The following is a 22,660-nucleotide window of genomic DNA, read 5'->3' as shown; positions in this document are numbered from 1 at the left end:
CAAACCCAGCATTCTACACCAGGGATCACGGGGGAGCCAGCGCAATTGCGCATTTATTGCGCAGCGGCCGCAGCCGGGGAGCGCTCGCGACGGGGGGACCTCCCCGGCGGGCCGCCCAGTTCCCGGGTGGACTTCCCGGGTGGACTTCCCGGGTGGACTTCCGGGTGGACTTTCCGGGCGGACTTCCCAGGTGGACCTCCGAAAAGAACCTCCCGCGGCCTCCCCGGAGACCGGCGGGCAAGCGCCGGGTCGCCCCGCCGCCCTGCCGTAGGTGTGCCGGAGCGTGGCATCGATGCAACATTGCCGCGCGCGTCATCAAACGGCAAACATCCATCATGCGCCGGGCGCCTGCCGCCAACGTCGCCGACCCGGCGCCCAACGGCCTCGCATATCGCGCCGAAGCATCCACATTCATCTAGACGTTTCGCTGCAAACCTGCGTTTTCATTGGCTTTTCGCCATATCAAAACAGCTGTGCCGGCCGCCGCTTTGCAGTAATCTGCATGGCTTTCCGGCACCTTTTTCGCGGCTGCTCGCACCGCCGCTTTCCCGATGTCCGCTTCATCCCTGATTTTGGTCGTCCTCGCCGCCATGGCGCATGCCAGCTGGAACCTGCTGGCCAAGCGCGCCGCCATGGTCGGGCCCATGTTCGTGTTTGCCTACGGCCTGGCCGCCAGCGTGATCTACGCGCCCTGGGTGGTGTGGGTGCTGCTGCACGAAGGGATGGTCTGGAGCTGGCCGGTGGTGCTGTGCATCCTGGCCTCGAGCCTGTTGCACCTGGGGTACAGCCTGTGCCTGCAACGGGGCTACCAGGTGGCGGACCTGTCGGTGGTCTATCCGATCGCCCGGGGCACCGGCCCCCTGCTCTCCACCATGGGCGCCTTCATCCTGCTGAGCGAACCCGCCACCACCGGCGGCATCCTGGGCATGCTGTGCGTGGTGGGCGGCGTGCTGCTGATCGCCACCCAGGGCCGACTCGCGATGTTCCGCCAGCCCCAGGCCTGGATCGGGGTGCGCTGGGGCGTCATCATCGGCCTCTTCATCGCGGCGTACACGGTGGTCGACGCCTACGGCGTGAAGGTGCTGCTGATCATGCCGGTGCTGTTCGACTGGTTCACCTGCGTGACTCGCACCGTGATGATGGTGCCGCACGTGGTGAAGCGCCGTGAAACCTACGTGCCCGCGATGCGCGGCTACTGGCGCCTGGCGATCGCGGTGGGCTTTCTGTCGCCGCTGGGCTACATCCTGGTGCTGTATGCCCTGCGCAACGGCGCGCCGCTCAGCCTGGTGGCGCCGGCCCGCGAGATGTCGATGATGCTGGGCACGCTCGCCGGCATGCTGCTGCTGCGCGAGAAGGTCGGCCCCGGGCGCCTGGCCGGCTGCGCCGCCATCCTGGCCGGCGTGGTGCTGCTCGGCTCGGCCTGACGCCGCCCGCGCCGCTCAGAAACCGACGGCGGCACCGACCCACATCATGGCGGGGATCATCACGCCCCAGCCCACCACCAGCGCCACATCGATCACCTGGCGGCGACGCCAGGCACTGCGCAGCGCCGGATCGGCCGCGAGCGCGGCGGCGAAGGTGGCGCCACCGGGCTTGCGCATCGCCGCCACACCCGATACCGAGGCGCCCGGCACATGGGCGCCGACCGGCATCTCGGCCGCCACGGCGTCGCCTGCCGGCGCGGCCGGCTGCGCCGTGTCGGGCGCATCGTGCTGCGCGGGCGCGTTGGCGGGATGACCGGCGGGCATGCGCGCCGGTCCGAGCGGCGGGAACGGCCAGCGGCGCGTGGCGGGCAACGCGCCCTGCCCGCCGCCCGCCAGCACCGGCGCGAACGTGCGCGACAGCACACCGGCCAGCATCCGGCGCATGCCGCGACGCAGGGCCGAGTGGCCATTTGCCGCGGCGGCGCCGAGTTCGTCGAGCCCATCGGTGGAAAGGATTACGCTGCTCATGATCACTCCTTAGATCGTGATGCCCTGCGCGGTGTCTGCGCGAGGGGCATCTGGGCGAAGTCCGAAGGACCGCACAGCCGGAGAGCGCGGTGCGTCGCCATCTGACACACCGTTGCGCGATAGGCTCGCGCGGGCTCTCTCGGACGATGCAACGGCCAGTCAGGTGAGGGACTGGGCCGGCCGCGCACTGCGCACAACCGAAGGACTTCGACCAGATTCAAGCGCCACGGCAATCGGCTGCCGTGACCAAACTGAGGCCGCGCCTGGGCGCGGGGGAAACAACCAACTCATCCAAGACATCCAACCGCCTCGAACGCGAACTGCCTCGCACTGCGTGAAACCCACCGCAACCCCGCGGTCATCCCGCGGTCATCCCGAGGCCAAACCCGAGGCCAACCCGAGACGAGCGGCCTGGGGGCAAGCCTGCGGTACGGCGCCGGCCGTCGGGTGGAGCGGCGGCGCGCGGCGGCGGCCACATGGCCACACGCACCGCCGCCGCGCACCGCTCTCATCGGGAGCCGCCTTGCCCGCGGCCCACCCATCCGGCCCGAAGACCGGCACGATTCACGCTGACGCCCACGCGTCAGAACAGATCCATCTGACCTTCCCGGCGCGCCCGCTCGGCGGCTTCGCGGCGCGACACGCGCGGCGCGAGCTGCGGCGCCACGAAGTGTTCGCACGACAGCGTGTGGCGCTCGTTGCGGATCGAGAAGCGCCGCAAGGCGACCTGGAACCGCTGCTTGAGGAGGTCGGCCCAGACGCCGGTGCCGCGCATGCGCGTGCCGAAGTCGGGATCATTGAGCCGGCCCTGGCGCAGGTCTTCGATGCGATGCAGGACGCGCTGGGCGCGATCCGGAAAATGCGTGTGCAGCCAGGTCTCGAAGACGTCTTTGACTTCCCAGGGCAGGCGCACCACGGTGTAGCTGGCCGAACGCGCGCCGGCCGCGGCGGCGTGCTCGATCACGTGTTCGAGCGCGTCGTCGTTGATGAACGGAATCAGCGGGGCCACCAGCACGCCCACCGGAATGCCGGCACGCGCCAGCGTGCGCACCGCCTGGATGCGACGCCACGGCGCGGAGGCGCGCGGCTCAAGCGTGCGCGACATCGCGGTGTCGAGCGTGGTGATGCTGATGTAGACGGTGATCAAGTTGCGCGCGGCCAGCCGCTGCAGGATGTCGAGGTCGCGCTCGACCAGGGCATTCTTGGTGACCAGCGTGGCGGGATGGCCGGTTTCGTCCATCAGCTCGAGCAGGCCCCGGGTGAGTTTCCAAGTGCGCTCGATGGGCTGGTAGACGTCGGTGGCCGAACCGATGTTGATCGGGGAGACCACATAGCCAGGCCGCGCGAGCTCGGCGCGCAGCGCCTCCACCGCGTTGGCCTTGGCGATCAGCCGGGTTTCGAAATCGAGGCCGGGCGAATAGCCGAGGTAGGCATGGGTGGGACGGGCGTAGCAATAGACGCAGCCATGCTCGCAACCGCGATAGGGATTGACCGCCTGATCGAACGGAATGTCGGGCGAATCGTTGCGCGACAACAGCTTGCGCGCCTGCTCGGCCTTGACCGTGGTCTTGAGCGCGCCGCCGGTGGGCAGGATGCTCGCGGCCGGCGGGACGCCGCCGCGCAGCGCCGCCGCATCGTGGCGGGACGGCGCCGCCGGCGCCACCGAGCCCGGCAGCACGCCACGGCGCGGATGGAACACCACCGGCGCGAATTCGGCGGACAGCCCGCGCGGCACCGCCAGCGCGGTGTCGGCAGGGGCGGCATCGCCGCCATCGTCCTCGGCAGCATCGCCGTGGCCATCGGCCGCGCCGGCACGCGGCGCCGGGCCCGACAGGCCATCCGGCGCGGCGGCGTGTGCGGCATCGCCGGCCGCAGCCTGAGCAACCTGGGCTGCCTGGCTCCGCTGGACCGCCTTGGCCGCCTGCGCCGCGTCGAACGCGGCCTGGGCGGCGGCCGCCTGCAGGGCCAGGGCCAGCGCGCGGGCCGCGCCCGCATCGGCGCCGGTGTAGGGCGAGGTGTTGGCACCGGCCGGATCGGCATCGGCGCCCTGCCCGGACGCGCGCGGCGCGCCGCTGGGCGATCCCGCCCCGGCATCCGCGCCATCGTGCGCGGCATCGTGCATCACCAGCGCCGACAACGACGCCTGCACGCCGAAGCGCGCCGGCGCGGGCGGATAGGCCATCGGATAGACCACGGTGGTGCGCGCGGCCCGCAGCTCCAGCGCGGCGCGCGCCGGCGCGGCCTCGGCAGCGGGGACACGGCGGTGGGAGGCCGCAACGGCCCCGCGCTCGTGAGAACGATCTTGAAGGTGATCGTGCAGGGTGTCGTGCAGCGGGTCGTGCAGGGCGTCTTGATCCAGATCGGGATCGTGGCCGGACAGACGGCCGGCGCCCTGCCCTGCCCAGGCCTTGCGCGGCACCGCGGCGGCACTGGCGCCGGAGGCGGAGACGCGATCCCAGAAGCCGCTGCGGGCGCTGGACGAGACCGCGGCTGCCGCGCCGCGCGACCGCGCGACGCCGGCGACGCTCGCGGCGCCGGCCGGACGGCCGCGGCCGCCCTCATCGATATCGGAATAGTCTTCGTCGACGGCGAGGTCGTAGTCGTCGGTAGCGACGGGCTCGGCCTCGATGCGGACGGTGGTTTCGCCGTCGTCAGGGCTGAGATCGACACCTATATCGGACCCATCCTCGCGCAGGGCGACCGCCTCGAGCTCGTCGGGATCGGCCTGGCGGAAATCGGCGGGATCGTAGGCGTCGTCGAAGCGCTCGCGCCGATAGCCGGCGTCGGCGTGGTCGAAATATTCGGGGACGGAATCGTCGGCATCCCCGCGGGCCTCGGCGCATGCATCGGCACCGCGAACCCCGGCGGCGGCCGGACGATATTCAGGGACAGACGCTGCGGGGCGCGAACGGCCGGCGCGGACGCCGGCTGCAGCCGCTTCCGGAGTGGCCAGGGGGTGACCATCCTCCGGATACCCGGCGTCGAGATCGACAAGCCCCTCTTGCCAGCCATCATGGACGATTTCACGGTCGTCTTGCTGGAAGCGGTGGCGAACATTAGTAACCGCACCCCGACCGCGCGAGGCGGCGGGGGCGGCAGCCGGGGACCCAGAACCGGCGGAAAGCGAATGTTCAGTGCTAGCCATGAAAGTACTGTACAAAAAACCAGTACTTCTTGCAAGCCCTGAACCGCTAACCGACTTTACCGCAACTCATCCCGGGCTGTCTGCGGGATTGCCGAAAGACTTGTTAAATCGCGGACAAGTCGTTGATTAATAAGCACTTTGCCGAAAAACAACAGCGATTTTTCGGTCTCTTCTTGACGTTCAGCGCAACATGCCGGCCGCTGCCGTCTGATGCGTGGCTTCATCGATCAGGATGAAGGCGCCGTTGCTCGCGATCTCGTCATACGCATCGACCGCGAGCGACTCGCGCGTGATCAACGACACGCGTCCGATGTCGTTCATCGCAAGCGCGCCCGCATCGTTCGGCACCTCCTGCAACTCGTGTATGTCGCGACGCGTGTGCAACGCGCGGATCTTCGCAGAGGTCAGTCGCGTGCCATGCTTGAGCAGATAGCGGCGCGCGGGATTGAGCGGCTGCGTGTCGAGCCAGCACAGCTCCGCATCGAACTCGCGGCTCACGCGCGCGGGTGCCTGCTCGTGCACGATCACATCACCGCGCGACACATCGACGTCGCGGTCGAGCACCACGGTGACCGAGTCGCCCGCGTACGCGGCATCGAGCACGCGATCATGCACGCGCACCTCGCGCACCACCGCGCTCACGCCCGACGGCTGCACCTGCACGCTGTCGCCCGCGCGCAGCGTGCCGCTCGCGAGCCGGCCGGCATAGCCGCGGAAATCGTCGGCACGATCGCCGCCTTCACGCGACACCCATTGCACCGGCAGGCGCAGCGGCTTGCTGCTGGCGTCTTCGTCTACTGCGAGTTCCTCGAGCAGCGACAGCAGCGGCTTGCCCTGGTACCAGGGCGTGCGCGGCGACAGCGTGACCACGTTGTCGCCATTGAGCGCGGACAGCGGCAGGATCTGGAACGTCGCGATGCCGAGCTTGGCGGCCAGCGCGGCGTAGGCGTCGCGGATGCGTTCGAACACGCCCGCGTCCCAATCGACCAGGTCCATCTTGTTGACCGCCACCACGATGTGGCGCAGGCCGAGCAGTTTGGCGATGGTGCTGTGGCGCTTGGTCTGCGGCAGCAGCACGCCGTCGGCGGCGCGGGTGGCGTCGATCAGGATGATGGCGGCGTCGGCGGTGGACGCGCCGGTCACCATGTTGCGGGTGTACTGCTCGTGGCCCGGCGCGTCGGCGATGATGAACTTGCGCGCCGGCGTGGCGAAGTAGCGGTAGGCCACGTCGATCGTGATGCCCTGCTCGCGCTCGGCTTCGAGGCCGTCGGTGAGCAGCGAGAAGTCGATGCCGTCGCCGGCCACGCGCTTGTACTTGGCGCGCGCGATGGCGTCGAGCTGGTCGGCGAACACGCCCTTGCTGTCATAGAGCAGGCGGCCGATCAGCGTGGACTTGCCGTCGTCGACCGAGCCGGCCGTGATGAGGCGCAGCACGCCGTTGTCGGCGCCGCCCAGAAAAGAATCGTTGAGTGCGTTCATGATGTGTCCCTGAGTCGAATGTCGCGCGCGGATCAGAAGTAGCCTTCGCGCTTGCGGCGCTCCATCGAGGCCTCGGAAGTCTGGTCGTCCATGCGGGTGGCGCCGCGCTCGGTGATGTCGGTCACGGCGGTCTCGGCGATGATGTCGGCGGCCGTGCGGGCCTCGGAGGCCACCGGGCAGGTGCACGAGATGTCGCCCACCGTGCGAAAGCGCACCGGCAGGCGCTCCACCACTTCGCCCTCGGCCGGCGGCGTCAGCCGCGTCACCGGCACCAGCAGGCCGCGGCGGCGCACCACCTCGCGCTCGTGCGTGTAGTAGATCGGCGGCAGCGCCAGCTTCTCGCGCTCGATGTATTGCCACACGTCCAGCTCGGTCCAGTTCGAGATCGGGAACACGCGCATGTTCTCGCCCTTGTGCACGCGGGTGTTGAAGATGTTCCAGAGCTCGGGACGCTGCGCCTTCGGATCCCATTGGCCGAATTCGTCACGGAACGAAAAGATGCGTTCCTTGGCGCGCGCCTTCTCCTCGTCGCGCCGCGCGCCGCCGATGCAGGCGTCGAGCTGCAGCTCCTCGATCGCCTCGAGCAGCGTCACCGCCTGCGCGGCGTTGCGCGAATCGGTCTCGCGCCGCAGCACCACGCTGCCGCGCTTGATCGAATCCTCGACGCTGCGCACCAGCAGGGTCTCGCCCAGCTCGGCGGCGCGCGCGTCGCGGAACGCGATCACCTCATCGAAGTTGTGGCCGGTGTCGATGTGCAGCAGCGGAAACGGAAATTTGCCGGGGCGGAAGGCCTTCTCGGCCAGGCGCAGCAACACCACCGAATCCTTGCCGCCCGAAAACAGCAGCGCCGGCCGGGCGCATTCGGCCGCGACCTCGCGCAGGATATAGATCGCTTCCGATTCCAGCCAGTCCAGGTGGCTGCGGTTGACGACGACAGACATGGTTATTCCTCAGTGCGATTGCGTCGTGCCCGCGGGCACGACCGAAATGATCTGGCTGCGCGGCGCAGCGGCGTTGCCCGCATGCAGCCCGCATTCTTTCGAGTCCGACGACTCCCACCACCAGCGTCCGGCGCGCACGTCCTCGCCCGGCCGGATGGCGCGCGTACAGGGCTCGCAGCCGATCGAGGGGTAGCCCTGGTCATGGAGGGGGTTGTAGGGGATGCCGAGCGCGCGGATCGCGGTCCACACGTCGGCCTCGCTCCAGGCCGCGAGCGGATTGAATTTCTGCAGGCCGAACACCGGGTCGTGCTCGGCCAGCGGCAGCTCGCCCCGGGTGGCGGCCTGCTCGCGGCGCTGGCCGGTGATCCAGGCGCTGCGGCCGGCGAGCGCGCGCTTGAGCGGCTCGACCTTGCGGATCTGGCAACAGGCCTTGCGCAGCGCCACGCTTTCATAGAAGGCGAACTTGCCGTGCTCGGCCACGTGCGCGGCCACGGCATCGGCGTCGGGCCGCCGCACGTCGATCTCGCGGCCGTAGGTCTCGCGCACGGTGTCGATCATGGCCAGCGTCTCGGCGTGCAGCCGGCCGGTGTCGAGCGAGAACACGCCCAGCGGCAGCCCGCCGCCGAAGATGGCGTGGGTCAGCAGCATGTCTTCGGCCGCCAGCGAGGAGGCCAGCACCGCGTCGGGGTGTTCGGCGGCGATGCCGGCCAGGCGCGCCTGCAGCTCGCGCCACAGGGTGGCGACGTGCGGGTCTGGAATGAGGGCGTCGGACATGGTTCAGGCCTGCGCGGCGAAGACCCGGGCACGGCGCGGACGCGCGAGCAGGGCCTCGCCTTCTTTCAGATTCAGTTCGCGGAACAGCCGCTCGGGCACCTCGGCCTCGATCAGCGCGTCGGCATCCTCGCGCGCCAGTTCGAGAAAGGCGCTCGGGCCGGCGAGATAGGCATGCGCCAGCCGCACCGGCACGCCCGAGCCGTCGGCGCCGGCGTCGGTCGCGCGCAGCACCTCGATCTCGTGCGGACGGATGTAGGCCACCGCGCCGACGTCGTGGCCCTGCTCCAGCCCGGGCGCCGGCAGCGCCACGCCATGGCCGCGCCACTGGCCGTCGCGGGCATGGCCGTGCAGCTGGTTCACATCGCCCAGGAAGCCGTAGACGAAGGGCGTGGCCGGGTTCTCCCAGACCTCGCGCGGCGTGCCGACCTGTTCGATCTTGCCGGCGTTCATCAGCACCACGCGGTCGGACACCTCGAGGGCCTCTTCCTGGTCGTGCGTCACGAACACGCTGGCCACGTTGAGCTCGTCGTGCAGGCGGCGCAGCCAGCGGCGCAGTTCCTTGCGCACCTTGGCATCGAGCGCGCCGAACGGCTCGTCGAGCAGCAGCACGCGCGGCTCCACGGCCAGCGCCCGGGCCAGCGCGATGCGCTGGCGCTGGCCGCCGGACAGTTGCGAGGGATAGCGGTCGGCCAGCCAATCGAGTTGCACCAGCTGCAGCAGTTCGTGCACCTTGGCGCGGATCTGCGTCTCCGAGGGGCGTTGCGAGCGGTGCTTCACGCGCAGCCCGAACGCCACGTTCTCGAACACGGTCATGTGCTTGAACAGCGCGTAGTGCTGGAACACGAACCCCACCTGGCGGCGGCGCACGTCCACGCCGGTGGCGTCCTCGCCGGAGAACAGCACGCTGCCCCGGTCGGGCGACTCCAGGCCGGCGATGATGCGCAGCAGCGTGGTCTTGCCGCAGCCCGAGGGGCCCAGCAGCGCGACCAGCTCGCCGGTCTCGATCGAGAGCGACACGTCGTCCAGCGCACGGAAGTCGTTGAAACGCTTGGACAGGTTACGGACTTCGATACTCATGTTTATCTCCTTCAGGCCACGGCGGCCGGGGCCGCGGCGGCCACCGGACGCTCCAGCGGCAGCGAGGCGTCGCGCAGCAATTTGTTGTTGCGCCACTCGACGACGTTCTTCACCAGCAGCGTGACCAGCGCCAGCAGGGCCAGCAGCGAGGCCACCGCGAACGAGGCCGCGAACTGGTATTCGTTGTAGAGAATCTCCACGTGCAGCGTCATGGTGTTGGTGAGGCCGCGCACCTGGCCCGAGACCACCGACACCGCGCCGAACTCGCCCATCGCCCGCGCATTGCACAGGATGGCGCCATACAGCAGGCCCCACTTGATGTTGGGCAGCGTGATGCGCCAGAAGATCTGCCAGCCGCTCGCGCCCAGCGTCAGCGCGGCCTGCTCCTCTTCGCTGCCCTGCGCCTGCATCAGCGGGATCAGTTCGCGCGCGACGAACGGGAAGGTCACGAACAAGGTGGCCAGGATCACACCCGGCACGGCATAGACGATCTTCAGGTCGTGCGCCTGCAGCCACTCGCCGAACCAGCCCTGCGAGCCGAACAGCAGCACGAACACCATGCCCGCCACCACCGGCGACACCGAAAACGGCAGGTCGATCAGCGTGATCAGGAACTGCTTGCCGCGAAACTGGAACTTGGTGATGGCCCAGGCCGCGGCCACGCCGAAGACCAGGTTCACCGGCAGCGCGATGAGCGCCACCAGCAGCGTGAGCTGGATCGCCGACCAGGCATCCGGCTCGGTGATCGCGGCCACATACACCTCCCAGCCGCGCTTGAAGGCCTCGGTGAACACCGCCACCAGCGGCACCAGCAGGAACAAGGCGAGAAAACCCAGGCCCAGCGCCAGCAGGATGCCGCGCACCCAGCGCGGCTCGGTGAGGTGGTCGGGACGATGATCGGCGCTCATGCGAGCCTCCCGTTACGGCGGGTCTGCCAGCCTTGCAGCAGATTGATGAGCAGCAGCAGCGCGAACGACAGCACCAGCATCACGCTGGCGATGGCGGCGGCGCCGGCATAGTCGAATTCCTCGAGCTTGGCGATGATGAGCAGCGGCGTGATCTCCGACACCATCGGCATGTTGCCGGCGATGAACACCACCGAGCCGTACTCGCCCACGGCGCGGGCGAAGGACAGCGCGAAGCCGGTCAGCAGCGCCGGGAACAGCGCCGGCAGCAACACGCGGCGCAGGGTCTGCCAGCGGCTCGCGCCCAGGCTGGCCGAGGCCTCCTCGAGCTCGCGCTCCACGTCTTCGAGCACCGGCTGCACCGTGCGCACCATGAAGGGCAGCCCGATGAAGATCAGCGCGATCACGATGCCCAGCGGCGTGAACGCCACCTTCAGGTCGAACCACGCGAGCAGCGGCCCGCCCAGCCAGCCATTCTTGGAATAGAGCGCGGTCAGCGCGATGCCGGCCACGGCCGTGGGCAGCGCGAACGGCAGGTCGACCAGCGCGTCGACGATCTTCTTGCCCGGGAAGCGGTAGCGCACCAGCACCCAGGCCACGATGGTGCCGAACACCAGGTTCACGAGTGCGGCCAGCAGCGAGGCGCCGAAGGTGAGCTTGTAGGAAGCCACCACGCGCGGCGCGGTCACCGTGTCCCAGAAGCCGGCCCAGCCCAGTCCCGCGCTCTTGATCGGCAGCGCGGCCAGCGGGATCAGCACCAGCAGGCTCAGGTACAGCACCGTGAAGCCCATGGAAATGCCAAAACCCGGCAGGACGCCGGGGCCGTTGCGACGGCGGGGCGCCGTGGCGCCCCCCGCGGTGATGGAGACTGAACTCATGTCCGCGATTCCGCTCTATGCCGCGTTATTTCTTCTGCGGCTGGTACACCTGGTCGAAGGTGCCGCCGTCGCTGAAGTGGTCTTTCTGGGCCTTGCGCCAGCCACCGAAGATCGGATCGTCGATGGTCACCAGCTTCAGTTTGGGGAAGCGGTTCTCATACTTGGCGGCCACGGTCTTGTCGGTCGGGCGATAGAAGTTCTTGGCGATGATTTCCTGGGCCGCCGGGGTGTACAGGAATTCGAGGTAGGCCTGCGCGGCGGCGCGGGTGCCCTTCTTGTCCACCACCTTGTCCACCACGGCAACCGGCGGCTCGGCCAGGATCGACAGCGACGGCACGACGATGTCGAACTTGTCCGGACCGAGCTCTTCCTGCGCCAGGAAGGCTTCGTTTTCCCAGGCCAGCAGCACGTCGCCCACGCCGCGCTCCACGAACGTGGTGGTGGCGCCGCGCGCACCGGTGTCGAGCACCGGCACGTGCTTGAGCAGTTCGCCCACGAATTCCTGCGCCTTGGCCGTGCTGCCGTTGTTCTTCTGCAGCGCGTAGGCCCAGGCCGCCAGGTAGTTCCAGCGTGCGCCGCCCGAGGTCTTGGGATTCGGCGTGATGACTTCCACGCCCTGCTTGATCAGATCGTCCCAGTCCTTGATCTGCTTGGGATTGCCCTTGCGCACCAGGAACACGATGGTGGAGGTGTAGGGCGAGCTGTTGAGCGGCAGGCGCTTCTGCCAGTCCTGCGGCAGCAGGCCCTTGTCGGCGATCGCGTCGATGTCATAGGCCAGGGCCAGCGTCACCACGTCGGCGTCCAGGCCGTCGATGACCGAGCGCGCCTGGCGGCCCGAGCCGCCGTGCGACTGGCGGATGGTCAGGTCGGTATTGGCTTTGGCCTTGTATTCCTTGATGAAGGCCTCGTCGACGGCGCGATAGAGTTCGCGGGTCGGGTCGTACGACACATTCAGCAGCGTCTGCTTCTGCTGGGCATGCGCCACAGGCAGGCCCAGGGTGAACGTCAGGGCGAGCGTGGCGAGCGCGGTAAAGATTCCGGCATTACGGGCAGGCATCGTACATCCTTGGTATGTGAGTAAGTGGATGCAAGTTTGACGGCCGGCCGTTGTGAACGGAACGAATCATTATTTGGTAGTTCATCGCCGCCAGGCATATAGAACGGCTGCGATCGAAAAATGAAAAAAGGCCGTTTTCCCAGGGAAAAACGGCCTTTTTCATAGTGGCGGGAGCGCACTCCCGGCCCCGGCGAAGCCCGTCGAAAAACGGCCTCGCCTACAGAAAAGTCATTTACTTATTCGGTTGCGGCGTGATGCGCAGATAGGGACGGACGGCCTTGTAGCCCTTGGGGAATTTTTCCTTGAGCACCGCTTCGTCCTTGAGCGACGGCACGATGATGACGTCGTCGCCGTCGGTCCAGTTCACCGGCGTGGCCACGCTGTAGTTGTCGGTGAGCTGCAGCGAGTCGATCACGCGCAGGATTTCGTTGAAGTTGCGGCCGGTGCTGGCCGGGTAGGTGATGATCAGGCGCACCTTCTTGGCCGGATCGATGATGAACACCGAGCGCACGGTCGCGGTGGCGCTGGCGTTCGGATGGATCATGTCGTAGAGCTCGGAGACCTTGCGGTCTTCGTCGGCCAGGATCGGGAAGTTGACCTGGGTCGACTGCGTGTCGTTGATGTCGCCGATCCATTGCTGGTGCGAGTCGACGCCGTCGACGGACAGGGCCAGGACCTTGACGTTGCGCTTGGCGAATTCGTCGGCCAGCTTGGCGGTGTAGCCCAGCTCGGTGGTGCACACCGGCGTGAAGTCGGCGGGGTGCGAGAACAGCACGCCCCAGCTGTCGCCGAGGTAATCGTAGAAACGCAGCGTGCCGGTGGAAGACTTTTGTTCGAAATCAGGGGCGGTATCGCCCAGACGAAGTTGGCCCATCGTGAATCTCCTGACTGCAAGTTGAGTGGCCAGATGATTCTTGCATCAAACCTGGCCTGCGGGAAATAAGAACCTTATATAACCTTATGCAATATCGGCAAGCGCCGCACTGGCGTCCGTGACCTCGCCGGCGCGCACCGCGGCCGACAGCCCGAGCGCGCGCGGCAGCAGCTGCGCGCCATAGAAAAGCGCCGTGCCGAGCTTGCTGCGATAGAAGGCATCGGTGCTGCCCTCGGCCAGGTAGCGGCGGCTCACCAGCGCCGCGCGCGCCATCTGCCAGCCGCCATGCACGATGCCGGCCAGCATCAGGTACGGCACGCTGCCCGCGTAGACGGCGCGCGGATGCGCGCTGGCATGCTCCAGCAGATAGGCCACCGCGCCTTCGTAGGCCTGGATGGCCTGGTCGAAGTTGTCGCGCAGCAGGCGCAGCCCTTCGCGGTCGGCCGCGTCCGCACGCGAGGTTTCGGCTTCGAGCGCCTTGAGCGTGTCGCGCATCGCGGCGATCGAGGCATAGGCGGTGGCGCCGCCGTCGCGCAGCGTCTTGCGGCCCACCAGGTCGTTGGCCTGGATCGCCGTGGTGCCTTCGTAGATCGGCAGGATGCGGGCATCGCGGTAGTGCTGGGCCGCGCCGGTCTCCTCGATGAAGCCCATGCCGCCATGCACCTGCACGCCGAGCGAGGCGACCTCCACCGCCGCTTCGGTGGAGAAGCCCTTCACGATGGGCACCAGATATTCGTAGAAGGCGCGGTTGCGTGCGCGCACCTCGGCGTCGGGATGATGCGTGCCCTTGTCGTGTGCCGCGGCCGCCACGTACGACACCGCGCGGGCGGCCTCGGTGAGCCCGCGCATCGTGAGCAGCATGCGCTGCACGTCGGGGTGATGCGAGATCGTGACCGGGCCGGCGGAGCCCTCGATGGCCCGGCCCTGCACCCGGTCGCGCGCATAGGCCAGCGCCAGCTGATAGGCGCGCTCGGACAGCGCGATGCCCTGCTGCCCCACCGAATAGCGCGCCGCGTTCATCATGATGAACATGTATTCCAGGCCGCGGTTCTGCTCGCCCACCAGGTATCCCACGGCACCCTCGCCCACCTCGCCCTTGCCCGAGCCATACAGCAGCACGGCCGTGGGGCTGCCGTGGATGCCGAGCTTGTGTTCGAGCGAGGCGCACCAGACGTCATTGCGCTTGCCCAGCGAGCCGTCTTCGTTGACGAGGAACTTGGGCACGATGAACAGCGAGATGCCCTTCACGCCCGGCGGCGCGTCGGGCGTGCGGCCCAGCACCAGATGGATGATGTTCTCGGCCAGGTCGTGTTCGCCATAGGTGATGAAGATCTTCTGGCCCGACACGCGATACGAGCCGTCGTCTTGTTTGACCGCGCGGGTGGTGACCAGCGCGAGATCGGAGCCGGCCTGCGGCTCGGTGAGGTTCATCGTGCCGGTCCATTTGCCGCCCAGCAGGTTGGGCACGTAGGTGCGGCGCTGCGCCTCGGAGCCCACCGTGAGCAGGGCCTCGATCACGCCGTCGGTGAGCATCGGGCACAGCGAGAACGCCAGGCTGGCCGCCTGGATGTTTTCGCCGGCCGGCGCCGACACCAGATGCGGCAGGCCCTGGCCGCCCCATTGCTGCGGATGCTGCAGGCCCTGCCAGCCGCCCGCCGCGTATTCGGCGAAGGCCTGGGCGAAACCCGGCGTGGTGCTGACCTGGCCATCCTTCCAGACCGGCGGCTGCGTGTCGCCCGCCACGTTGAGCGGCGCGATGGCGTTCTGCACGAAGCGCGCGTTCTCTTCCAGGATCGCATCCACCAGGTCGGGCGTGACCTCCTCGAATCCCGGCAGCTTGAGAATCTCTTCGAGGCCGGCCAATTCGTTCAGGGCAAAGCGGATGTCGCGCACTGGCGTGGTGTAGGTCATGGTGTCTCCGTGGAATTGAACACGGCGGGCCGCGCCCATGGCGCGCCGCCCGCCGGCGGATACTGACTTGCGGATACCGGCACTAGCCTACATGGTAGGCCAGCGCCACGATGAGCGGCCCCAGCACCGGCAGCAGCACATTGGCGATCGCATAGGTGACGGTGTAGCCCAGGATCGGGATCGGACTGCCGGCCTTGGCGATCACCGCGCTGAGCGTCGGCGTGCTGACGTGCTGGCCGGCAATCGCGCCCAGCAGCAGCGGCCCCTCGATCTTGAGGAACTTGTGCCCGATCCAGAGCGAGGCGCAGGCCGGGCCCAGCGAAACCAGGAGGCCCAGCAGCGGCAGCACCAGGCCATGCTCTTTCAAAAGCGTAATCGCCTGCGGCCCGGCGGACAAGCCCACGCAGGCAATGAAGATCGCCAGCCCGAGCTCCTTGATGAGGTGCAGCGCGGGCGCGGGGATGTGGCCGATGTGCGGCCGCTTGGCGGCGATCCAGCCGCACACCAGCCCGCTCACCAGCGCGCCGCCGCCGCTGCCCAGCGAGAGCGGGACCCCGCCCAGCGTGACGGCCAGGCTGCCGATCAGCAGGCCGGCCAGGATGCCGCCGCACAGAAAGATCAGATCGGTGGTGCCGTCGCGCCGCAGCTCGCCGCCCAGGCGTTCGGCGGCGGCGCCCAGCATCGGGTCGGTTCCCACCAGCGTGACCACGTCGCCGTACTGCAGCGCGGTCGAGGGCATGACGGGGAGGTCGTGGCCGGCGCGCTCGATGGCGAGCAGGAACACGCCGCGCGAATGATGGGCACTGGCGCGCCGGGCCAGCTCGGCCAGCGTGCGGCCGTTCACGCGCTTGCGGCTCACCACCACCTTGCGCTCTTCCATGTTGAGCGCGTCGGCGTGTTCGGCCGGCAGCTCGATCTCGGGGCCGATCAGCGCGGTGCCGCGCAGCGCGAAACGGCGCAGGCCGATGAACACCACGATATCGCCCGACTGCAGGATCTCGGTGCCATCGGGCTCGACGGCGGCGCCGTTGCGGAAGATGCGCGTGACCGCGGTGCGCCCGCCCAGCTCGCCTTCGATCTCGCCCACGCTGCGCCCGGCGGCATCACGCACCAGGTGCGAGCGGCCCACCAGCCTGGGCAGGGCCGGCACGTTGGCCTCGTCCGCCTCGGGCACCGCGCCCAGCTTCTCTTCCAGCTCGCGCGACGCGCGCTTGAGGTCGATGCCCAGCAACACCGGCGCCAGCTGGCTGGTGAACAGCACGATGCTGATCATGCCCACCAGATAGGTGAGCGAGTACGCGATCGCGATGTTCGCCTCCATCTGCTGCACCTGCGCGGCGTTCAGGTCGAGGTGGCGCAGCGCCTCCGACGCGGTGCCGACCACCGCGGACTCGGTGGCCGCCCCCGCGGCCAGGCCGGCCGTGGTGCCGGGATCGAAGCCGAAGAACAGGGCCGCGGCCAGCGCGATGCCGAGCACCAGCACGGCCTCCACCAGCGGCAGCACCATGAAGCGCAGGCTGGAGCGATTGAGGTTGGCGAAGAAGCCGGGGCCGCCGGAATAGCCCATCGCGAAGATGAACAGGGCGAAGGCGATGTCCTTGACCTGGAAGTTGGCCTGGCAGCCGGTCTGCCCGAGCAGCAGCGCGGCGATCAGGGTGCCGCACACGCCGCCCAGCTCCACCGGGCCGATGCGCAGCTTGCCGATCAGGTAACCCAGGCCGACCGCGATGAACACCACGGCGATCGGCACGCTGTTGAAGAATCCCACGGAGCAGGAGAGGTCTCTCATGACCCTGCTCCATCGCGCGCCATCGCGCGCACCGCCGAAGTGCTCCAAGCCATGCCGACATCTCCTTGAATGGGTATTTTTGGGAGGGTCTTGCGGTCTTGCAGGGTGCGCGCGGGACGCGGCAGCGAATCGGGGATTGGTCCTAGTCAGGAACCGTGCCGCAGACGTTAGCACCATTCGCAAGACTGCGGATAGTGCCGTCGCCGCTGGTGTCGCGATGGACGAAAAAAAACCGCAGGCCAGGCCCGCGGCTTCTCGTGGCACGGCGCGGTATCGCGCCGGGCCGGGCGCCTTACAGCGCCGAGGTCAGTTCGGGCACGACCTGGAACAGATCGCCCACGAGACCGTAGTCGGCCACGCCAAAGATCGGGGCTTCCGCATCCTTGTTGACCGCCACGATGACCTTGGAGTCTTTCATGCCGGCCAGATGCTGGATCGCGCCGGAGATGCCGATCGCCACGTACAGCTGCGGGGCGACGATCTTGCCGGTCTGGCCCACCTGCCAGTCGTTGGGGGCATAGCCCGCATCGACGGCGGCACGCGAGGCGCCGAGCGCGGCGCCGAGCTTGTCGGCGAGCGGATCGAGGATCTTGAAGTTTTCGGCGCTGCCCAGGCCACGGCCGCCCGAGACGACGACGCGGGCGCCGGCGAGTTCGGGACGATCGCTCTTGGCGACTTCACGGCTCACGAACGAGGACAGACCCGAATCGGCCACGGCTTCGATCGTGTCGACCGAGGCGGAACCGCCCTCGGCGGCCACGGCGTCAAAGCCCGTGGTGCGCACGGTGATGACCTTGACGGCGTCGCCCGATTGCACGGTGGCGATGGCGTTGCCGGCGTAGATCGGGCGCTGGAACGTGTCGGCGGATTCGACATCGGTGATGTCGGAGATCTGGGCCACGTCGAGCTTGGCGGCCACGCGCGGGGCGACGTTCTTGCCCGAGGCGGTGGCGGGGAACAGGATGTGGCTGTAGGCGCTCGCCACGGCCAGCACCTGCGCCGCGACGTTTTCGGCGAGCGCGTCGGCCAGCTGCGGCGCGTCGGCCAGCAGAACCTTGCTCACGCCGGCGGCCTTCGCGGCCTGGTCGGCCACGGCGCGGGCGTTGCTGCCCGCGACCAGCACGTGCACGTCACCGCCGATCTTGGCGGCGGCGGCGATCGTGTTCAGGGTGGCGCCCTTCAACTGGGCGTTGTCGTGTTCGGCAATAACCAGCGTCGTCATCACACCACCTTCGCTTCGTTCTTGAGTTTGTCGACCAGGGCGGCCACGTCGGCCACCTTGATGCCGGCCTTGCGCGCGGGCGGTTCGCTGACCTTCAGCGTCTTGAGGCGCGGCGCCGGATCCACGCCGAGGTCGGCGGGGCTCAGGGTGTCGAGCGGCTTCTTCTTGGCCTTCATGATGTTGGGCAGCGTGACATAACGCGGCTCGTTCAGGCGCAAGTCGGTGGTGACGATGGCCGGCAGCTTGAGCGCGACGGTTTCGAGACCGCCGTCGACTTCACGCGTGACGGTGACCTTGCCGTCGCCCAGTTCGACCTTGCTGGCGAACGTGGCCTGGGGCCAGTCGAGCAGCGCGGCGAGCATCTGGCCGGTTTGGTTGGCGTCGTCGTCGATGGCCTGCTTGCCCAGGATCACGAGCTGCGGCTGTTCCTTGTCGACCACGGCCTTGAGCAGCTTGGCCACGGCCAGCGGCTGCAGTTCGGCGTCGGTCTGGACCAGCACGCCGCGGTCGGCGCCGATGGCCATCGCGGTACGCAGGGTTTCCTGGCTTTGTGCAACGCCGCAGGAGACGGCGATGACTTCAGCGACGCTGCCCTTTTCCTTGAGACGCGTGGCCTCTTCGACGGCGATCTCATCGAACGGGTTCATCGACATCTTCACGTTGGCGATATCCACCCCCGTTTGATCCGACTTCACGCGCACCTTGACGTTGTAGTCAACGACACGCTTGACTGGTACCAGCACCTTCATCCAGCAGCCTCCTAATTAACAATAATTGCCCGGTGATGTCACCGGGCCCGCATTGCACAAATTTCTTTCGATTCTACAGCTTTGAAAGGGATCGTATGTGCGCCACGACACTTCGGCCCAATGCCGACAGGTTGTAACCCCCCTCCAGCATGCTGACGATGCGCCCCTGCGCGTGCTCGTCGGCCAGCGCCACGAGCTGATCCGTGATCCAGGCATAATCGGCCTCCACCAGCCCCATCTGTCCCATGTCGTCCTCGCGGTGGGCATCGAAACCCGCCGACACCAGGATCAGCTCGGGCCGGTGCGCCGCCAGGCGCGGCAGCCATTGTGCGCGCACGATCTCGCGCACGGCCGGCCCCGCCGTGTAGGCGTCGACCGGCACGTTGACCATATTGGCCGCCGGATGATCCGTCCCGCTATTGGGAAAGAAGGGATGCTGGAAAAAACTGCACATCAGCACCCGATCGTCGCCCGCGAAGATCTCCTCGGTGCCATTGCCGTGGTGTACATCGAAATCGACGATCGCGACACGCGAGAGCTTGTGAAAGTCCAGTGCGTGGGCGGCGGCGATCGCCACATTGTTGAGAAAGCAGAATCCCATCGCGCGGGCGGACTCGGCGTGATGGCCGGGCGGACGCACCGCGCAGAACGCCGTCTGGGCCTCGCCGCCCACGACCGCATCCACCGCGGCCACCCCGGCACCGGCCGCGTGCAGCGCGGCCTCGTAGGTGTAGGGATTCATCAGGGTGTCGGGATCGATGGTGGCGTAGCCCACCACGGGCTGGCGCTCGCGCAGATTGTCGAGATAGGCGCGCGTGTGCACGCGCAGGATGTCGGCGCGCGAGGCCTCGGGCGCCTGGCGCTCGTTGAGATACGGCGCCAGCCCGCTGGCCAGCAGCTGATCGGAAATGGCATCCAGCCTCTGCGGGCTCTCGGGGTGCCAACTGCCCATTTCATGCAGGCGGCATGAGGGGTGGGTAAGATACATGGTCTCCATAAGGAAGATTATGTTCATCAGTGGTCGTTTCCTGCAAATCGGCGCGTTTGCCGCCACCCTCGCCACCGCCCTGACGGGCTGCGCCAGCCCCGCCGCCAAGCCGGCCGAGGCGGCCCCCACGCCTTCCACCGCGCCCGCCAGCGGCAAGCCCGGCGCGGTGCGCATCGGCCCCGCCGAGCCCACGCCCGAACCCACCTCCGCCACGCTCACGCCGTCGGGCCAACTGCGCCCCGAGGTGCGCGCCTTCGGCGAGCAATTGGCGCGCGAACGCGGCCTGCCCCTGCCGCAGGTGCTGAGCACGCTGGAATCGAGCCGCTACAACGCCACGGTGTCGCGCCTGATCGCGCCCTCCGCGCCGGGCAAGAAGGTCTGGCGCAGCTGGAACACCTACCGCAGCCGCTTCATCGAGCCCAAGCGCATCGGCTGGGGCGTCGAGTTCTGGAACGCCAACGCGCCGCTGCTCAACCGCGCCGCCCAGCAATACGGGGTGCCGGCCTCGATCATCGCGTCCATCATCGGCGTGGAAACGCTCTACGGCCGCAATATGGGCAACTTCCGCGTCCTGGACGCGCTGGGCACGCTGGCCTTCGACTACCCGGATCCGGCCAAGCCCGAACGCGCCGAGATGTTCCGCGGCCAGCTCGCCGACTTCATCACGCTGTCGTACCAGGGCAAGCTGGAGATCGACGCGGTCGGCTCGTTCGCCGGCGCCATCGGCATGCCGCAATTCATGCCCGGCTCGATCGCGCGCTACGCGGTCGACGGCGACGGCGACGGCCACATCCGTCTGGAGAGCAGCGTCGAGGACGCGGTGATGTCGGTCGGCAACTTCCTGGTCCAGCACGGCTGGCAGCGCGGCATGCCGGTGTTCGCGCCGGTGACGCTGCCCGCCAATGCCGGCCCGCTGGTGGCCGGCGGCCTGACCCCCACGCTCGACTGGCCCGGCCTGCAACGCGCCGGCGCACGCCTGGCGCCGGGCGCCTCGGGCGGCACCTGGCAGAGCCAGCCGCTGGGCGTGATCGACCTGGCCGAGGAGATGCGCGGCACGGCGGTGTATCGCACCGCCACGCCCAACTTCTTCGCGCTCACCCAGTACAACCGCAGCTACTTCTACGCCACGGCGGTGTCCGACCTGGCCGACGAGCTGCAGGCGCGCATGGACCGCCAGGCCGCGGCCGCCGCCGCGCCGGCCGCCGCGGCCCCGGGCGCCGCTGCGCCCCGGCGCTGACGCGCGCCCGCGCACGTTAAACGCCCGCGTGCCGATCGAGACGCGCGGGCGTTTTCACGACTGCGGGGAAGACGTCAGTTGAAGACGCCGGTGGACAGATAGCGGTCGCCGCGATCGCACACGATGAACACGATGGTGGCGTTTTCGACCCGCTCGGCCACGCGCAGCGCGCCGATCAGCGCGCCCGCCGACGAGATGCCGGCGAAGATGCCCTCTTCGGCGGCAAGCCGGCGCGCCATTTCCTCGGCGTCGGCCTGGCCGATGGACTCGTAGGCGTCGACCAGGTTGCGGTCGAAGATCGACGGCAGGTAGGCCTCGGGCCACTTGCGGATGCCCGGGATCGACGCGCCTTCGGCCGGCTGGGCGCCCACCACCTGCACCGCCGGATTGCGCGACTTCAGGTAAGTGGACACGCCCATGATGGTGCCGGTGGTGCCCATGGCGCTGACGAAGTGCGTGACCTGCCCGCCGGTCTGGTCCCAGATCTCGGGACCCGTTCCCTCGATGTGGGCACGGGGATTGTCCGGGTTGGCGAACTGGTCGAGCACCTTGCCCTTGCCCTCGGCCTGCATCGCCATGGCGAGGTCGCGCGCGTACTCCATGCCGCCCTTGTCGGCCGGCGTGAGGATCAGCTTGGCACCGTAGGCCGTCATGGCGGCGCGGCGCTCCACCGAGAGGTTGTCGGGCATGATCAGGATCATGCGATAGCCCCGCATCGCCGCCGTCATGGCGAGCGCGATGCCGGTGTTGCCGCTGGTCGCCTCGATCAGGGTGTCGCCGGGCGCGATCTCGCCGCGCTCCTCGGCGCGCCGGATCATCGACAGCGCGGGCCGGTCTTTCACGGAGCCGGCCGGGTTGTTGCCTTCGAGCTTGGCGAGAATGACGTTGCCGCGCGGGTCGCCGGCCGCGCCCGGAATGCGTTGCAGGCGCACCAGCGGCGTGTTGCCGACGGTCTGTTCGACGGTGGGGTAGGTGACTTTGCTCATGAGTCGATCATAACCGCGTCTTTTGTGCGCGGCGGCAAAAGCCCGGGCGGCGTCATGGCCTCCGGGGAGCCGGCCCCGCCCACCCCCTGCCTGGCGCGAGAGTGCGGCGCCACGGGGCCGGATGGGCCGCGGCGCCGCCCGGCCCCGCATTGCGCTGCGGCAAACGAGGCGCGCCATGGCGGCGCTCAGTGCGCCGGCGGCGCCGCCGAATGGGACCGAACGCCACGCGCCGGCGCGGCGCCCTGCCCCGCCCGGCCCGGCGCACCGCCCGCGCCCGCGCCGCCCGCCGCGCCGGCCGACAGCCCCGCATCGCGCAGCGCCTGCAGCTTCTTTTCGCCGATGCCGCGCACGCGCTCGCGCAGCGCCTCGAGCGAGGCGAACGGGCCGTTGCGGTCGCGCTCGGTCACGATGCGGCCGGCCATCTGCGGCCCGATGCCGCGCACGGTCTGCAGTTGCTGGGCATCCGCCCGGTTGACGTCGATGGCATGGGCGTCGCCGCCCGGCAGCACCAGGCCGCTGAGCAGCGTGAGGGCGGCGAGCAGCCCCCGGCCGCGGCGCACGGCACGCGGCATCATGGAGATGAAGGAGGAAAGAGACATGGCAGGCTCCAGGGGAAAGGCGGCCGCCACGATGGCGGCCGCACCTGTGCCATGGTGCGCAAGCGCGAGCCGGCGCGGCCCGCGAAGTGCATGTTTA

General features: G+C 68.8%; 20 protein-coding genes. 3 read left to right on the top strand and 17 right to left on the bottom strand.

The features are described 5' to 3' along the window. The first annotated feature begins 551 nt into the window (after positions 1–551). Positions 552–1,424 (top strand): DMT family transporter, encoded by an 873-nt coding sequence (locus tag CEG14_RS08015; RefSeq protein WP_094825821.1) that lies wholly within the window; start codon positions 552–554, stop codon positions 1,422–1,424. A 15-nt stretch (positions 1,425–1,439) separates the two neighbouring features. Here CEG14_RS08015 and CEG14_RS08010 read toward each other — a convergent pair whose 3' ends face one another. Continuing rightward, positions 1,440–1,952 carry a hypothetical protein gene (locus tag CEG14_RS08010; RefSeq protein WP_094825820.1) on the bottom strand — a complete coding sequence of 171 codons (513 nt, stop codon included), beginning with the start codon at positions 1,950–1,952 and terminating at the stop codon, positions 1,440–1,442. A 583-nt stretch (positions 1,953–2,535) separates the two neighbouring features. Next, positions 2,536–3,675: a PA0069 family radical SAM protein gene (locus CEG14_RS08005; protein ID WP_373454183.1), complete on the bottom strand. Its 1,140-nt coding sequence runs from the start codon at positions 3,673–3,675 to the stop codon at positions 2,536–2,538. Between the two features lie 579 nt (positions 3,676–4,254). Between CEG14_RS08005 and CEG14_RS26290 the strand changes: the two genes are divergently transcribed. Then, positions 4,255–5,139 (top strand): hypothetical protein, encoded by an 885-nt coding sequence (locus CEG14_RS26290; RefSeq protein ID WP_179280550.1) that lies wholly within the window; start codon positions 4,255–4,257, stop codon positions 5,137–5,139. A 138-nt stretch (positions 5,140–5,277) separates the two neighbouring features. Here CEG14_RS26290 and CEG14_RS07995 read toward each other — a convergent pair whose 3' ends face one another. The 13 genes from CEG14_RS07995 to CEG14_RS07935 form a co-directional block, all read right to left on the bottom strand. Beyond that, positions 5,278–6,576: a sulfate adenylyltransferase subunit 1 gene (locus tag CEG14_RS07995; RefSeq protein WP_094825819.1), complete on the bottom strand. Its 1,299-nt coding sequence runs from the start codon at positions 6,574–6,576 to the stop codon at positions 5,278–5,280. A gap of 32 nt (positions 6,577–6,608) precedes the next feature. Then, on the bottom strand, positions 6,609–7,517 hold the full coding sequence (cysD, locus tag CEG14_RS07990; RefSeq protein ID WP_094825818.1) for a sulfate adenylyltransferase subunit CysD: 909 nt from the start codon (positions 7,515–7,517) through the stop codon (positions 6,609–6,611). 9 nt (positions 7,518–7,526) lie between these two features. Next, on the bottom strand, positions 7,527–8,291 hold the full coding sequence (locus CEG14_RS07985; protein WP_094825817.1) for a phosphoadenylyl-sulfate reductase: 765 nt from the start codon (positions 8,289–8,291) through the stop codon (positions 7,527–7,529). Positions 8,292–8,294: 3 nt separating this feature from the next. Continuing rightward, on the bottom strand, positions 8,295–9,368 hold the full coding sequence (locus tag CEG14_RS07980) for a sulfate/molybdate ABC transporter ATP-binding protein (RefSeq protein WP_094825816.1): 1,074 nt from the start codon (positions 9,366–9,368) through the stop codon (positions 8,295–8,297). Positions 9,369–9,379: 11 nt separating this feature from the next. After that, a complete protein-coding gene (gene cysW / locus CEG14_RS07975) occupies positions 9,380–10,276 on the bottom strand; it encodes a sulfate ABC transporter permease subunit CysW (RefSeq protein WP_094825815.1) in 897 nt (298 codons plus the stop codon). After that, on the bottom strand, positions 10,273–11,151 hold the full coding sequence (cysT, locus tag CEG14_RS07970) for a sulfate ABC transporter permease subunit CysT (protein WP_094825814.1): 879 nt from the start codon (positions 11,149–11,151) through the stop codon (positions 10,273–10,275). The genes cysW and cysT overlap by 4 nt, the downstream gene beginning before the upstream one ends. A 25-nt stretch (positions 11,152–11,176) precedes the next feature. Further along, positions 11,177–12,208 (bottom strand): sulfate ABC transporter substrate-binding protein, encoded by a 1,032-nt coding sequence (locus CEG14_RS07965; protein ID WP_094825813.1) that lies wholly within the window; start codon positions 12,206–12,208, stop codon positions 11,177–11,179. Positions 12,209–12,440: 232 nt separating this feature from the next. After that, positions 12,441–13,082, bottom strand: coding sequence for a peroxiredoxin (locus tag CEG14_RS07960; protein WP_094825812.1), 642 nt, complete (start codon positions 13,080–13,082; stop codon positions 12,441–12,443). Between the two features lie 84 nt (positions 13,083–13,166). After that, positions 13,167–14,993, bottom strand: a complete 1,827-nt coding sequence (locus tag CEG14_RS07955) for an acyl-CoA dehydrogenase (RefSeq protein ID WP_094825811.1) — start codon at positions 14,991–14,993, stop codon at positions 13,167–13,169. A gap of 82 nt (positions 14,994–15,075) precedes the next feature. After that, positions 15,076–16,782 carry an aspartate-alanine antiporter gene (gene aspT / locus CEG14_RS07950; RefSeq protein ID WP_094825810.1) on the bottom strand — a complete coding sequence of 569 codons (1,707 nt, stop codon included), beginning with the start codon at positions 16,780–16,782 and terminating at the stop codon, positions 15,076–15,078. Between the two features lie 292 nt (positions 16,783–17,074). Next, positions 17,075–18,004 carry an electron transfer flavoprotein subunit alpha/FixB family protein gene (locus CEG14_RS07945; RefSeq protein WP_094825809.1) on the bottom strand — a complete coding sequence of 310 codons (930 nt, stop codon included), beginning with the start codon at positions 18,002–18,004 and terminating at the stop codon, positions 17,075–17,077. After that, entirely contained in the window at positions 18,004–18,753 is a 750-nt protein-coding gene (locus tag CEG14_RS07940; protein WP_094825808.1) for an electron transfer flavoprotein subunit beta/FixA family protein, read from the bottom strand. The genes CEG14_RS07945 and CEG14_RS07940 overlap by 1 nt, the downstream gene beginning before the upstream one ends. A gap of 73 nt (positions 18,754–18,826) precedes the next feature. Next, positions 18,827–19,750 carry a histone deacetylase family protein gene (locus CEG14_RS07935; RefSeq protein ID WP_256985611.1) on the bottom strand — a complete coding sequence of 308 codons (924 nt, stop codon included), beginning with the start codon at positions 19,748–19,750 and terminating at the stop codon, positions 18,827–18,829. Positions 19,751–19,760: 10 nt separating this feature from the next. Here CEG14_RS07935 and mltB point away from each other — a divergent pair, with 10 nt between their 5' ends. Beyond that, positions 19,761–20,978 (top strand): lytic murein transglycosylase B, encoded by a 1,218-nt coding sequence (mltB, locus tag CEG14_RS07930; RefSeq protein ID WP_094825807.1) that lies wholly within the window; start codon positions 19,761–19,763, stop codon positions 20,976–20,978. A gap of 74 nt (positions 20,979–21,052) precedes the next feature. Here the strand turns inward: mltB and cysM are convergent, their stop codons facing one another. Both cysM and CEG14_RS07920 read right to left on the bottom strand, forming a co-directional pair. After that, positions 21,053–21,964, bottom strand: coding sequence for a cysteine synthase CysM (cysM, locus tag CEG14_RS07925; protein WP_094825806.1), 912 nt, complete (start codon positions 21,962–21,964; stop codon positions 21,053–21,055). A gap of 185 nt (positions 21,965–22,149) precedes the next feature. Continuing rightward, positions 22,150–22,563: a ComEA family DNA-binding protein gene (locus CEG14_RS07920; protein WP_094825805.1), complete on the bottom strand. Its 414-nt coding sequence runs from the start codon at positions 22,561–22,563 to the stop codon at positions 22,150–22,152. Between the last annotated feature and the right edge of the window lie 97 nt (positions 22,564–22,660).

The organism is Bordetella genomosp. 1, assembly GCF_002261335.1.
In the GTDB taxonomy this organism is placed as follows: domain Bacteria; phylum Pseudomonadota; class Gammaproteobacteria; order Burkholderiales; family Burkholderiaceae_B; genus Bordetella.
The sequence above is the reverse complement of the archived record's forward strand: the minus strand, read 5'-3'. Positions and strand labels throughout refer to the sequence as shown.